This is a genomic window from Mesorhizobium sp. M0060 (assembly GCF_040323155.1).
Lineage (GTDB): Bacteria > Pseudomonadota > Alphaproteobacteria > Rhizobiales > Rhizobiaceae > Mesorhizobium.
On sequence record NZ_JAMYUP010000095.1, the window covers coordinates 1 to 14,492 of the forward strand.

A 14,492-nucleotide genomic window follows, 5' to 3' on the forward strand; every position below is an offset into this window, starting at 1 on the left:
TGCTGGACCGGCAGGGGATCGTCCGCTGGAGCTTCACGGAGGTTCCAGAGGGTGGGCGATACATGTTTGGAGCGCCAAACCCGCAGGAGCTGATGTCAGCCGTGTCCCAAGTGGCCCAATAGACTTGCGAACGAGGTAAAACGGGCGGGACACTGAGCAAGACGCTGAACGAATGTGTTACGAATCTAGACATTGGCCGTCGACGAGCCGAATGTCCGGTTCTGGGCGCTTTGCGGTCGTTGGATTGTGATATGACTGAAACATAGAAGGGCAATTCAGCTTCGTGGAGGTCGACCTGATGTCGTTCGACTACATCATCGTCGGAGCCGGATCAGCCGGCTGCGTTCTGGCCAACCGGTTGACCGAGGATGCGGATTGCAGGGTCCTGCTGATCGAGGCGGGCGGCGAGGCAGACACCCGGCTCTCCAACATCCCCGGAGCCGCTTCGTGGATGCAGAACTCCAAGTCCGATTGGGCCTTTTCCACCACCCACCAGCCTGAACTGTTCGACAGGCGCATCGCCTACCCTAGAGGCCGCGTTGTCGGCGGTTCAAGCATCCTCAACTACATGGTCTACATTCGCGGAAACTCGGGCGACTATGACCAGTGGGCCCAGTTCGGAAATCACGGCTGGTCCTACGACGACGTCTTGCCCTATTTCATACGCGCAGAAGCCAACACCGCACTTGACGATATGTACCATGGGACGGGCGGCCCGCTCAGCGTCGAGACCAATGCGTACCGGCACCCACTCTGCGAGAAATTTATCGAGGCCGCGGTCTCAGTCGGCCATCGATTCAATCCCGACTTCAACGGCGCGGTTCAGGCCGGTTGTGGCTACTATCAGGCTACGTTGCGAAATGGCCGGCGGTGCAGCACCGCCCTGGCTTATCTCGATCCAGCCCTTGCCCGTCCAAACCTGACAATTGTAAAGGAGGCGCTCGTTACCCGAATCATCGTCGAGAAGGGCCGTGCCCAAGGCGTCGAATACTTCGCAGGCGGCCGCCGCCTCGAGATCGCACGCACGGACGGCGAGGTCATCCTGGCAGCCGGCGCAATCGGTTCTCCACATCTCTTGATGCTCTCGGGCCTAGGACCCGCCGATCATCTAAAGGCGAAGAGTGTGGAGGTTGTCGCAGACCTGCCGGGTGTTGGACAGGACCTCCAGGATCACATCAGCCCGGGCTCCATAACCGGCTGGGTCAAGGATCCGGATGCCTTTTATAGTCAGGTTGCCTTGAAGTTCGATGATGCCGTAACCGAGTTCGAGGAAACCGGGGGTGGCCTACTGGCAACCCACTATCTTGATGTGGGTGCTTTTATGTCGGTTGACCCCGGCGAGGCTTACCCGTCTTTGCAGACTTTCTTTTATCCGGGGATCTCCGAATTTTTCCGCACGGATGGCGTACCGGATCGACGGAGGTTTGGCATAGGCGGCTACGTCTGCAGACCGGGCAGCCGTGGCAGTGTGACGCTTGCTTCCGGCAGCCCGCTCGATCCACCGATTATCGATCCAAACTACTTTTCCGATCCGAACGACCTGCGCCGGTCAATCGAGCTAGTCCGGAAAGACCGTGAAATCCTGAACGCGGCGCCGTTCGACGACATCCGGCTGGGCAACGCGACGCCTGACACCGACGATCCGAAAGAGATCGCCACCTTTATCCGTCAAAACGCGTTGACCACCTGGCACCCGACCAGCTCTTGCCGGATGGGGATCGATGACCGCGCCGTCGTAGGCCCCGACCTGCGCGTGAAGGGACTAGAGGGGCTCAGCGTCTGCGATGCGTCAGTGATGCCGTCAATGGTTAGCGGCAACATCAATGCGCCTGTCATCATGATAGCTGAAAAAGGTGCTGATATCCTGAGATCGAGACGCCGATCGGCCGCGCTCTAGGCTTGCGTGAGGTCTTCAGATTTGGTCCGCCATTGGCGCATCTACGACCTCGCACGGCTGATCAACCGGTTCGGCCAACATCAGATGGGACGGATTCTGAATCGGGCTTTCCTGATTCTACAACTTACGTCCGTTTGTTGAAGACCTTGCTGTACGAAATGCAGTACCGGAATCTGCTGACGAGTGCTTTGTCAGTCGCGGGTTGCCTCCCACCCAATTTCAGCGAATGCGACCCTGCGTTGTTGCGATTTAGGCGACTCTGATCCAAGTCGCGGCGTCGGCGCTAAACATCCTATTGCGCCTCGAGGCCGAGAGGAAACCACGCGCCGCCCGATCAGATCATCGTGATACTGCGAAGTCACAGCACCGGGCCAGGCCGCCGTCAGCTCAGATCAGCTTGATCTTGACCTCAATGTTGCCGCGTGTCGCTTTCGAGTATGCACAAATCTTATGTGCTTCGCCTACCAGGGCTTTCGCGGCATTGCACTCCACACCTGGCAGTCTGACGTTGAGCCGAGTGCTGAGAAAGTAGCCGTCGTCCCCGAGGTTCAGATCGACCGAGGCATCGATGCTCACTCCCGACGACAGCGTGATTTTTCGTTTGTGGGCCACAGATGCGATCGCGCTTGCGAAGCTGGCCGACCAGCCGGCCGCGATGAGTTGCTCAGGGTTGGTGCCGATGCGCGCCGATCCGGGCATCGAAAGCCAGATGTCCAGAAGGCCGTCGGAACTGCGCGAGGCGCCATTTTCGCGGCCGCCCGTGGTTGCGGTCCTAGCCGTGTAAACAACTCTTGCGATCCGGCTCACGGGCATTTTTTTGGTAGTTGCGGTACCTGCCGCAGGGGCGGCGCTGCGAACCCGATCACGCGTCGACCTCGACAACGGCATCGGCAAAGGCCTGCGGCGCTTCCTGGGGCAGGTTGTGCCCGATGCCGCCCGTGACGACCCGGTGCGCATATTTGCCTGAGAACATCTTGGCATAGGCGCTGGCGTCCGGATGTGGCGCGCCATTAGCGTCGCCCTCGAGCGTGATCGTAGGCACGCTGATGACCGGTGCCTGTGCGAGGCGCTTTTCCAATTCGTCATACTGCGACTCGCCTTCAGCCAATCCGAGCCGCCAACGATAGTTATGCATCACGATGTCGACATGATCGGGATTGTCGAAGGCGGCGGCGCTGCGTCCGAAGGTGGCATCGTCGAAACTCCACTGTGGCGAAGCGAGCTGCCAGATGAGCCTGGCGAAATCCCGCGTGTATTTCTCGTAACCGGCACGGCCGCGATCGGTGGCGAAGTAATATTGGTACCACCATTGCAGCTCGGCCTTCGGCGGCAGCGGCAGCTTGCCGGCTTGCTGGTTGCCGATGAGGTAGCCGCTCACCGAGACCATCGCCTTGCAGCGTTCCGGCCATAGTCCGGCAATGATGTTCGCCGTCCGCGCGCCCCAGTCGCAGCCGCCGATGGTCGCCTTTTCGACGCCGAGTGCGTCCATCAAGGCGACAATGTCGGCGGCGATAGCAGACTGCTGACCATTGCGCATCGTCTCTTCCGACAGGAACCGCGTCGTGCCGTTTCCGCGCAGGTAAGGCACGATCACGCGGTGGCCTTTGGCCGCCAGCAAGGGCGCGACGTCGACGTAAGTATGGATGTCGTACGGCCAGCCATGCAGCAGGATGACGGGCGGGCCGCCGGCAGGTCCCACGTCGGCATAGCCGACGCTCAACGCGCCGGCGTCGATCTGCTTCAAGGGTCCGAAGGACGTTGCAGGCGCTTCGGTCGCCTGCTGTGCTGCTGCCGAAGCGATCAGACCGAGTTGAGTGGCGGCGACGGCCATTGCGGCGGCACCAAAGAACCGGCGGCGATCTTGGTCGATCTCATCCGGGATATTGAGCGAATGCATTTGGGAACCTCTATCGTTGCACAAACGATCAGCCGAACGTGAACGCAAACACCTCCACGCCCGGGCCGAAAAATTCGATCTCGAACTGGCGATCGACAATGGGTTTTGGTTGTCGGATGAGTTGATACAGACGCTGCTCCGCCACCATGCTTTCGCCATTTTCGTCAACGTCAATTCCGCGAGCCGCGCCTGGCGGCTGTCCGTCGATCAGCACGCGAAATCTCACGGAAGTTCCCCTAGCTGTGGGCCCCATGACGAGATGAAGATCGCGGGCGTGAAAACGATACGCGACGCGGCCATTGGGCTTGTTCAGCACGGCGCTCTCCTGCCTTACCGTCCAATCCCCAGACAGCCCCCATTCACTCAGGCGTAGTCGCGCCGGCACTTCGTAGATGCGCGGCTCGTCCAAAACCGGTTCGCCGCCGGAGGCAAAGTTCTGGGTGCGTTCATAGCCGAGATAGTTTTCTGGGGATTTGAGGCTGTCCCAATCGGCCGCCACTTCGATGCCGCGGGCAACTGCCGACACGGGCTCACTGTCGAATCCGCCGGCTCCAGTCTCGGCCAGCAATTCCTGGATGATCTTTTCCGATTGTTCGTATGAGCCCTCGCCAAAATGATGATGCCGAACACGCCCTTGTGAATCGATGAAATACAGCGCTGGCCAATAGTGGTTGTTAAAGGCACGCCATATGGCGTGCCCGCTGTCGACGGCGATCGGATAATCGACTCCCAAATCCGCCGCGGCCCGACGTACGTTGTTCAGGTCTTTCTCAAAAGAGAACTCCGGTGAGTGGACGCCGATCACCACCAAACCTTGATCGCGATACTTCTCCTCCCACACTCGGACATAGGGCAGCGTGCGCAGCCAGTTAATGCAGGTATAGGTCCAGAAATCGATAAGGACGACCTTGCCGCCCAAAGCCGATGCAGTCAGGGGCGGTGAATTGATCCACTCGTCCGCACTCTCGAGAGAGGCAAGCTCGGATTGACCCGCAACCGCGCCAGCGGAAAACCCGTGAAGGAACGGAACCTCTGTCTGTTTGGATGTTATCGGCCGCCCCATATTCGTATCTCCTAGAAAACCGGCAATCGGTGTCCCGATTGCCATCGCGAGTGCCGCGGCTATCCACAGCCTGTTTGTTTTCATCGTGACGCCTCTGTGTACGATCGAGGTTGCGGCGCGTACAGGATACGGCGCGCAACGCGCGCGCCGAACTTTCAAAGCGGCAGCGGCTTGCCGGCGTGTTCCGCCACCATGTATTCGGCATACCAGTCCGGCCAGTTCTCATCACGCTGGCCGCCCGTCCGCTTCTCGTGCTCGCCGTGCGCTAGCGCCGCACGCCACAGCGCGGCGGCGAGCTCGGTCGACGAGGTGAATGTCGTCACGTCACTGTCCACGCGTCCGGGCAACCGCGCGGTAATTTCCTGGAGCAGCCAGCTATTGCCGTCCGGATCGCTGAACGAGGCGAACGAGGCGTAGCTGCGCCGCTCCGGATCCGGACCGCTGAGACGGTCGCCCGGTCCGGCGCCGGGGTGGAATACTTCACTCACGTCGACACCGTGTTCTACGAGCTCGGCACGCGCCGCCACGATGTCGGATACGATGAGCCAGAGCGCCGGCGTGGTACCCAAGTGGATAGAGCCCGGCGAACCTGGAGGCGTGAACTGCACGGCCCGCGACCCGTCGCTCCTGACGAAGTCGGCATCGAGCCTCCAGCCCAGGCCGTCGTAGAATCGCTTGGCGCGGTCGACGTCCGACACAGGGATGACGGCAACTTCGAGTTTCATGTCGACCGTCCGCGATCCGGGGGTCTCGACTGCAGTTTCGCTGCGCGCTTGAGTATCGGTCATGTGGGGCTCCTTGGGTTTGAATGCCTTGCTGAGTTCATCCATGGCGGACCGGCCCCAATGTCCCGATCCGCGTTTTGGGCGGGAAAGGGGCGAGCCGCCCCGCTCTCTTCACTTATCTTGCCGCAGCGGCTTGAACGCAGCTCGAAGCTCGGCGGAGAAGAGCTCCGGCTGCTCCCACGCAGCAAAATGGCCGCCCTTGTCGACCTCGTGGAAATAGATCAGGTTGCGGTAGGCGCGCCTGGCCCATGTCTCCGGGGCGCGATAGCTCTCCCCTGGAAAGACAGTGATGGCCACAGGAAGCGAGATCTCGGAGGTCATCTCCGGACCGGCAAAAGCAGGACTGCGTCCGCCATACTCCCAGTAGATTCGGCTCGCTGAGGTCGCGGTGTCCGTCAGCCAGTACAGCGTGATGTCGTCGAGCACCTCATCCGGCGACTTTTCGGGATCGCTCTCGCTGTATGTCCAGCGCGAGAAGCCCGGATGCCCGAGCATCCATGCGGCGAGGCCGACCGGCGAGTCCATCAGGCCGTAGCCGATGGTCTGCGGTCGGGTGCCCATCATCACGGCGTAGGACCTGTTCCCCATTTTGGCGGACGCGCTGAGCGCGTCGAACGTCGCGCGTTCCTTCTCGGTCAGTCCCGCAGGCGCTGGGCCGCCGGCGGCGAGCACCGCGGCAATCTCGGGCGGTACGATCGCCGGCAGGTTGATGTGGATGTCGAGCAAACCTGCCGGCGCGAGGCGGCCCATCGCGTTCGAGACAGGGGACCCCCAGTCGCCGCCCTGCGCGAGGTAGCGTGTGTAGCCGAGGCGCTTCATCAGCTCCGCCCAAGTTCGCGCGATGCGGTCGGGGGCCCAGCCGGTGTCGGTCGGCTTGCCGGAGAAGCCGAAGCCCGGCAGCGAGGGCAGAACGAGGTCGAAGGCGTCCTCGGCGCGTCCGCCATGGGCGGTCGGGTCCGTGAGCGGACCGACGGTCTTGAGCAGTTCGAACACCGAGCCGGGCCAGCCATGCGTCATGATCAGCGGCAAGGCGTTCGGATAACGTGAGCGGACGTGGATGAAGTGAATGTCTACGCCATCGATCGTTGTCATGAATTGAGGCAGGGCGTTGAGCTTGGCCTCGGCCTTTCGCCAGTCGTAGCTGGCGCCCCAATACTCGACGAGCGGCTTGATCTTCGCCAGCTGTATGCCCTGCGACTGGTCATCGACCGTCTCGCGATCCGGCCACCGTGTTTCCGCGATGCGCCGGCGAAGGTCCTCGAGCGCCGCTTGCGGCACCTGAGCTTTGAAGGGCCGGATCGAGCGATCTTCGGCCGCATTGGCGTTGGCCAGGGCGGAAAGGACGCAAAGCCCGAATGCCAGCGCGGTCGCCAACTTGAAGAGCTTCATGGTAGAATCTCCTTGCCCGGCGAATGGAACGTCACCGTTTGCTCGGTGAAGACGTTGCCTTCGGCGTCCACCACCTCGATCAGCACCTTGTGCTGGCCGCGCAGCATGCCCACCAAAATAATGGTGTTGCTCTGACCGTAATCCGCCCACGCCCAGGGCAGGTCGTCGACGGTGATGTGAAGGTGCCCGACCCGCGGGGACACGTTGCGCGCGGCCGGCCCTCCGACAGGCAGGATGCGCAAGTTCTCCACCCGGTACGGGATGAACACGACGCCTCCGGCCAACCGCCCCGGAAGCGGCGGCTCCACGATCAGCTTGGGCGGGGGTTCCTTGTCGACGGGAACAACCGTGCTCTGGGCGAACGCGCCGCTGGCGAACACCGTGCAGGCCGCGACCGTGGCAAGCGTCTTGATGAGGAGGTCCATTGCAGTCTCTCCCTTTGGAGATTCGCTACGCGCAGGTATCGCGAGGCGGCGGATGACGTGCACGTCCGGCGCGCCATCCCCGCCCAATACTTCACGTCTGCAACGTCTTGAACGAGGCGCGCAGCTCATCGGTGAAGTACTTCGGCTGTTCCCATGCCGCAAAATGGCAACCCTTGGGCGGGCGGCCGTAATGCAGAAGCTTCGGGAACGCGCGCCCGGTCCAACTCTTCGGTGCGGTGTAGATTTCACTGGGGTTCGCACTCACGCCGACGGGAATGGTGATGCCTTTGGCGTCAAAGAAGCCCGCCTTCGCCGTTTGCCGGAATTCCCAATAGAGCCGGGCTGACGAGATGGCCGTGTTCGTCAGCCAGTACAACGTGATGTTGTCGAGGATGTCGTCGCGGGTAAGGCCCTCCGGCTCCCCATCGAAGGAGCGGGCGATCAGTGCATAGCTGTCCGCGTCGTGGTCAAGAATCCATGACGCCAAACCGGCCGGTGAATCGACGAGCCCGTAGAGCGTTTGCGGGCGAAGCGCCATCTCGTTGGCGTAGCCCAGGCCGAACTTGTAGAAAAAGGCGACCTGCTCGTAGGCGCGTTTTTCGTCCGGCCCGAGATCGGCGGGAGGCGGACTGCCGGCAGCAAGCGCCTTCACAATCTCGGGCGGAATGGTCCCCGGCATGTTTGTGTGGATGGCGATCAACTCGGGAGGCGCCATCAGCGCCATCTGTTCGGTGATGAGGGCTCCCCAATCGCCGCCCTGTGCGACAAACCGGTTGTAGCCGAGGCGCTTCATCAGCACGGTCCACGCTTTCGCGATGCGCTCCGGACCCCAGCCGGGTTCGGTCGGCTTGGCGGAAAAGCCGTAGCCCGGCATCGACGGGATCACCACGTCGAACGCGTCGGCCGGGGTTCCGTCATGCGCCGTGGGGTTCGTGAGCGGATCGATGACCTTCAGCAGCTCGATGACCGAACCGGGCCAGCCGTGTGTGATGATGACCGGCAGCGCACCCTGATGCTTGGACTTCACGTGGATGAAGTGGATGTCGAGGCCGTCGATCTCGGTGATGAAATGCGGCAGCGACTTCAGATGCGCCTCGCACTTGCTCCAATCGTATTCGGCTCCCCAGTACTGGATGAGCTTCTGCATCGTGGCGAGTTGCACGCCTTGTGTGTCGCCTGCCGCCAACGTCGCCGAAGTCCGCCGAGAAGCTGCATCGGTGACCAGTTCGCGCTCGGGCCAACGCGTGGCGGCGACGCGCCGGCGTAGCTCGTCGATCTCCTCCTGCGGGAAGCTGACGGTGAAGGGACGGATGGAATCGCTCGTGGATGCGGCGGCCAATCGTGACGGGAGCAGGCTTGCGGCACCTGCGGCGGCGATGCCGACCGCGGCAGTACCCAAAACCCGGCGACGATCTTGGTCGATTACTTCGGGAGTGTTGGTCGTATCCATGGCTCTCTCCTTAAGGTCGTGCATTTGCTCGAGGTGCTTGTGTGCTTCCCGATACCTACGCCCAGAAGAAGGGAATCGCCCGTTATGCGTTGTGAGCCCTTGTTAGTCGCTGCAAGCGCCGTTGTTTCCCGAGCAAATCGGCCGTTGCAGCCGACGTCCCTATGGTGTGCAGGCGATCCTTGATTTAAACTATGGGCTTTGAGGGCAGGCGGCTCCGAAAGAAGACGCCATGACTGCAACGGCAGATCAGACCAAAGACGGATTGTCGTTTGGTCCTTTCCATTTGGCTGCGGGTAAAAGGCTCCTCACAAGAGAGGGCGCTCCCGTAGAGCTAGGCTCGCGTGCCCTCGACATTCTCATCGCCCTGATTTCCACGCCGAATGAAATCGTCGGCAAGAAAGATCTGATGTCGCAGGTTTGGCCCGATGTCACAGTCGAGGAAGGCAGCCTGCGGTTTCACATAACCAGGCTTCGCAAGACGCTGGGCGATGGAAAGGACGGCGCGCGATATATCGCGACTCTTCCGGGGCGGGGCTACTGCTTCGTTGCACCCGTCTCGCGCTCGGGCGGTCCCAGCGACGATGCGCCTGTCATTGCCGCCAGGTTTCCGCATGCGAATCTCCCTAGCCGCTTGAGTCGGATGGTCGGCCGAGATGAGGACGTTCTCAAGCTGTCGGCTCGGCTGAACGCTTCGCGTTTCGTCACTATCGTCGGCGCCGGCGGCGTCGGCAAAACCACCGTCGCAATCGCGGTCGGGCATCATTTGATCGAAGCATTCTCAGGCGCGGTGCTGTTCGTCGACCTGGGAATGCTTGGCGATCCCGACCTGGTGACGACAGCCGTTGCCTCCATGCTTGGGCTGTCGGTTCAATCGAGTGACGCGACGCCCAATCTGATCGCCTATCTGCGCAACAAGCGGATTCTCCTGATCCTCGATACGTGCGAGCATCTCGTCGAAGCCGTGGCGACGCTGGCCGCAAGCATCATCGACGCGGCATCACAGGTCCACATTCTGGCGACAAGTCGCGAGGCGCTCAGGGTCGAGAGCGAGCATATATACCGGTTGGATGCGCTTGCCTGTCCGCCCGACGATCCGAGGCTGTCGGCGGCGGTTGTCCAGACGTTTCCAGCCATTCAGCTATTTGTCGAGCGCGCTGTGGCAGGTGGCGCGCGTTTGGAGGTCAGCGATGCGGAGGCCTTGCTCGTCGCAAGCATCTGTCGAAAGCTTGACGGAGTGGCGCTCGCGATTGAGCTGGCGGCCAGACGCGTCGAGTCCTATGGACTGCAACAAACGGCCGCGCTTCTCGATCAACGTCTGACGCTGCTGTGGCTCGGGTCGCGAATAGCGCCACCGCGTCAGAAGACCCTGCAGGCAACGCTGGACTGGAGCTTTGGGCTGCTTACCGAACTTGAACGCGTGGTGCTTCGCAGGCTCGCCGTGTTCGTGGGGCATTTCACACTCGATGCGGCGCTGGAAGTCGTCACAAGCGCTAGTCTCGACAGATCAACCGTCCTTGCCTCCATGGACAGTCTCGTTGCCAAGTCGATCGTGGCGACGCGTCCGATCGGAGCGATGATGCGCTACCGGCTCCTAGACACCACGCGCGCCTATGTCCTCGACATCAAGCTCGACGACGCCGAGATCGCCGATCTGGCGGTGCGCCACGCCGCCTATTATCGAAGATGGCTGGAGCAGACCGGGCTCGAATGGCCAAGCTTGGCGACCGGCGAGGAACGGACCCCTCACTTCGCCGCCATCAACAATGTTCGAGCCGCCTTGGAATGGTGCTTCGGCACCGACGGAAACACGGACATCGGCGTCGGGCTTGCCGCCGCTGCCGCGCCAGTTTTCTTGGCGATGTCGTTGCTGCCGGAATGTCATCGCTGGTCCGAGCGCGCGATATTCGCGCTCGACGCTGCTGCTCTTGGTGGGCTCGATGAGATGCATCTCCAAGCGGCGCTCGGTGTGTCCTTGATGTTCACGCGGGGAGGGCGCGACGCGGCGCGCGTCGCCCTGGAGCGAAGCTTCACGATCGCGGAAGAACGCGGCGATAAGCTCGATCAGTTGCATCTGTTGGGTCCGCTCAACATGTTCCATCTGCGGACCGGCAACTTTAAAACCGCCCTCCAGTTCGCGAAACAATGCTCAGCCACAGCCGCGACGCTGGAGGATTCGGTCGCGATCGCTTTGGGTCATTCCGTTTTGGGGATATCGCTGCACCTTCGCGGCGACCTTGCCGAAGCCCGCGCCGAACTCGAGGCGGCGCTGGATCGCGGACCGCGCGCTCAGCGAACCACGACGATCTATCTCGGTTTCGAAGGCAAAATCCTGGCCAAGGCTATTCTGGCCAGGAACCTTTGGCTGCAAGGCCACCCGGATCAAGCCATGGAACGCGCCCGGCAGGCCATCGATGAGGCTGCCGCCATGGATCATTCGCTGACGCTGGCGATCGCCTTGATCTGGGGAATATCGGTATTCCTGTGGGCCTGCGAACTGGAGAGTGCTGAGGCATACATAGACATGCTCATTTCCCGCGCCGAATCCCATTCCATGGCTCCCTACCTGCTGGTTGGTCGAGGATTCAAAAGCGACGTCGCGATGGGTCAAGGCGACGCGAAAGGTGGCGTAGAGGGCCTGCGAACTTCTCTCCAGAAGCTCCATGCGGCGCCTTACGAATTGCTCACAACTGCACTCAACCTCTCGCTGGTCAGGGGGTTGTCCGCGATCGGTCAGGTCGATGAAGCAATGGTGCTGATCGACGATTCACTTGGTCAAGTCGAAAAGAACGGCGACCTATTGTACCTTCCGGAGTTGCTGCGGGTGAAGGGAAGCCTTGTTCTCCAGGTGTCGGAACGCAATCGCGCCGAAGCCGAGACATGCCTGTTGCAGGCGTTGGAGTTGAGCCGCAGTCAGGGTGCGCGAGCATGGGAGCTGCGAACCGCAATCGACATGGCGACGCTGATGGCCGGGCGAGGAGAAGTCGACAGCGCTTGCGCGTTGTTACAGCCGGTATTCGAGCAATTCGTGGAAGGCCTGAGTACAGCAGATTTGAAGGCCGCCGAGCGCCTATTGGCGACGCTGCGCTAGCTGCAGCCGATGCACGTTCACATTTTTGCAGACGGCCGGACGTCAGCTTTTGGCGTATCCACGCCTTTTCGACGGGTTGATGGCGGACAAATATCAGATGGGACGGATCGATCTCGCTGGGGCCAGTCTGATCCGTATAAACGCTCGTATTCGGTAGGAAATCGTTTCGCGAAACGCCCCGTTTGATACTGCAAAGCTGTACAATTGTGCCCAACATCAGATTGGATGCAGTCTCAACAAACATGCAGTTCAGACAGTCGATTACGCGTCTTTGTTAAAGTCGCGCCGTACCAAATGCAGTACCGGAACCTGAAACGATTGATGCAGTTCGTCGCTGATCAGCCATAAGCCGCGGGCGGCCTTGTACGGCAGGGGCTGAACGAAACTCCTTCACGTTCCCTCGCTACTCCATGAGACCCCTCATTTCCTTTCTTGCTGCCTCAGTACGGAACTCAAGGTACTTGGCCAAATCGGCGAGATGGAGCCCTTGGCACACTTTTGACTGTCCTCGATCCTCACGAGCGGAAGGGCAATTCTCCCATGAAAATCTTTCGGACCAACTTCGTTGGCGTCAGGTGGAAGAAATAGTCTCGCAGACGTCATCGATCGGGATGATGGCCTTGCCTCCATACTGAGTCATCAAAAGCAGTGCAGTGTTCATTCCAGGTTGCTATCCCCTGTTAGGAGCTTGGCAGACTAGCCAACCGCCCAACGGGTTCAACGGCCGGGCAGGGGGGCGGCGCGTGCAAAGGGTGGGCGCGACGTAAGCCGGCCGGGGGTTCAAGTCGCTAGAGCGCTACATTGCAAGACCCACTATTGAGGGGGTGTTCTTCTGCTATCGTCGGCATGCGGCCTGACAGCACCGGGATCCAGCGTGACGAGCTCGAAAGTACGAGTCGGACGATGGTGAGGAAGCCGCGTAAAGTCACCCGGGAAGGGGAAGACGTTCTCGTAGGCATATCGGTGGACGTGATACATTCTGGCCACCCTTCAGCGGTTTTAAATTTGCCGCCGACCAGGATCATTGACTGTAGCAGCGAACTGGGCTGCATCAAGGGCTCGGCTCTTTCGATGTCGCCGACATCATCCGAGGCCGTGGCGGCAACGATGCGCTGAACGGCGCTGGCACGATGTTACATAAGTCTCGCAAAGAACAACCGATTAAGGACAAGCGGAGTGATGCAGCACGAAGAAGCGAAATCGTGACCCAGCGCAGCTCGATCTACTCGACTGGGCAGCGAGCGCCCGATCGCCAAGATCATCAGCGCCATCCCGCATCGCGAAACGGATGTGGAGGGAACGCCACATGCAGTAACCGAACAACCCGCCGCATATCATGCCGATGCGGAGGCGGGCATGAGCGTGGCGGCCTTACTGATGCAGCATGAGCCGGTCCATGGGCGCGTTTACTTCGGCCAACCTAGCCAGCGCTTGCTCGACTTTTTGAGCCGAGGTGTCAGTGCGCTTGATGTGCCGGATCATTTGCCGCGTCAGTCGCGCGAGCCTGGCGGCGCGATATACATCGCCGTATCTCGCAGTTTCAAGGTGGAGGGTCGCGAGCCTCATGGGCGACAATTCCAATTGTCTAGCGGTAGAATTCGCGAATCCGCCTTTCGTTCCGCTGTCCGACCTTACGCTCGCAAAGAGCTGGCCGGAGGGCCGTGACGAATGAGAGGCCGGCCCTCACATGTTGCTGCGCGGTCTGAGGCGCCGGAGTCGATCCGCGGGTTGCTGCACTCTGCGGCGAGTTCGAAATAGAGATCATCTCCAAGAGCCGCTATCCGAATGATGGCCAAACCCGCGCCGTCGGCTCAGTCCGCCGGCTGATCGACCATCATGGCACCGAGCATGCCCGGCTGAGGGCCGCGGCAACCATGCCCTGATTGAGGAAAGCAGCTTGACGGCCGTCTCGGACTAGCTGCTGGCCTGTCCGGATCTGGTGGAGCAAGGCACGGCTGCCGTGCTCGAGGTTTCGACGCGATACCGCTCGGCGCATACATGGCCATCGTGAATGAGCTGCGCGGCCGCCTTCATCAGGGGCATGCCCTGGCCGGTATCGTCTATGTGCACCTTCGGCGCCTCAGGGAGAGCTCGCTAACGGCAAAGGAGACGATTCGGTCCCGCATGGCCAAGGCTGACGCCAGCGAGGCTAAAAAGGGCCGCCAAGGATTCACCAAGCGCCAGCGCCGGCGCGAGGAACTGACCGCGCTCGGCAAGAGGATGCTCGCGGTAGAGGCGTCATTGCCGCAAGGCGAGTTCGGCCCATGGCTGCGCGACCAGCCTATCCCCTGCGATTTGGCTTTGAAGGCGATGCGGCTGGCCCGCGCTGTTGCCTAGAAGCGATCGGCCCTACCAAAGAAGAGGCGCGCTCCCTTGTTTCGCGCCGTCTCCCCATCTCTCATGATTGCTGACAATGGCCTTTGACATAAGCTGCAGCCCGCCGATCCGATCGGCGGTCGAGGCACTTGTACGGCGGATATGAGGTGCAAGAGGCGGGA

Annotated in this window: 10 protein-coding genes and 1 pseudogene; 4 read left to right on the plus strand and 7 right to left on the minus strand. The window is 61.2% G+C overall.

Annotated features, from left to right (window positions below; translation table 11 throughout):
• Positions 1 to 122, plus strand: a pseudogene (locus NKJ94_RS35370) (AhpC/TSA family protein); the annotation flags it as partial.
• A 176-nt stretch (positions 123 to 298) separates the two neighbouring features.
• Positions 299 to 1,897, plus strand: a complete 1,599-nt coding sequence (locus NKJ94_RS35375) for a GMC family oxidoreductase (protein WP_352532181.1) — start codon at positions 299 to 301, stop codon at positions 1,895 to 1,897.
• A gap of 387 nt (positions 1,898 to 2,284) precedes the next feature.
• Here NKJ94_RS35375 and NKJ94_RS35380 read toward each other — a convergent pair whose 3' ends face one another.
• From NKJ94_RS35380 to NKJ94_RS35410, 7 genes are all read right to left on the minus strand, one after another.
• Entirely contained in the window at positions 2,285 to 2,704 is a 420-nt protein-coding gene (locus tag NKJ94_RS35380; protein ID WP_352532183.1) for an Ohr family peroxiredoxin, read from the minus strand.
• A gap of 55 nt (positions 2,705 to 2,759) precedes the next feature.
• Complete coding sequence (locus tag NKJ94_RS35385) at positions 2,760 to 3,794, minus strand: alpha/beta fold hydrolase (protein WP_502896241.1); 1,035 nt, start codon at positions 3,792 to 3,794, stop codon at positions 2,760 to 2,762.
• A gap of 28 nt (positions 3,795 to 3,822) precedes the next feature.
• Positions 3,823 to 4,941, minus strand: coding sequence for a thioredoxin family protein (locus tag NKJ94_RS35390; RefSeq protein ID WP_352532185.1), 1,119 nt, complete (start codon positions 4,939 to 4,941; stop codon positions 3,823 to 3,825).
• 71 nt (positions 4,942 to 5,012) lie between these two features.
• Entirely contained in the window at positions 5,013 to 5,645 is a 633-nt protein-coding gene (locus NKJ94_RS35395) for a VOC family protein (RefSeq protein WP_352532187.1), read from the minus strand.
• A 108-nt stretch (positions 5,646 to 5,753) separates the two neighbouring features.
• Positions 5,754 to 7,031, minus strand: a complete 1,278-nt coding sequence (locus NKJ94_RS35400; protein ID WP_352532189.1) for an epoxide hydrolase family protein — start codon at positions 7,029 to 7,031, stop codon at positions 5,754 to 5,756.
• Positions 7,028 to 7,456, minus strand: a complete 429-nt coding sequence (locus NKJ94_RS35405; protein ID WP_352532191.1) for a DUF6130 family protein — start codon at positions 7,454 to 7,456, stop codon at positions 7,028 to 7,030. Before NKJ94_RS35405 ends, NKJ94_RS35400 begins: the two co-directional genes overlap by 4 nt.
• Positions 7,457 to 7,547: 91 nt before the next feature.
• Positions 7,548 to 8,906 (minus strand): epoxide hydrolase family protein, encoded by a 1,359-nt coding sequence (locus NKJ94_RS35410; RefSeq protein WP_352532192.1) that lies wholly within the window; start codon positions 8,904 to 8,906, stop codon positions 7,548 to 7,550.
• Between the two features lie 229 nt (positions 8,907 to 9,135).
• Between NKJ94_RS35410 and NKJ94_RS35415 the strand changes: the two genes are divergently transcribed.
• Together NKJ94_RS35415 and NKJ94_RS35420 are read left to right on the plus strand one after the other, a co-directional pair.
• The gene (locus NKJ94_RS35415; RefSeq protein WP_352532194.1) at positions 9,136 to 11,994 is read left to right on the plus strand and encodes an ATP-binding protein; all 2,859 of its coding nucleotides are present in this window, start codon (positions 9,136 to 9,138) and stop codon (positions 11,992 to 11,994) included.
• 1,998 nt (positions 11,995 to 13,992) lie between these two features.
• Complete coding sequence (locus NKJ94_RS35420; protein WP_352532196.1) at positions 13,993 to 14,331, plus strand: hypothetical protein; 339 nt, start codon at positions 13,993 to 13,995, stop codon at positions 14,329 to 14,331.
• Positions 14,332 to 14,492: the final 161 nt, after the last annotated feature.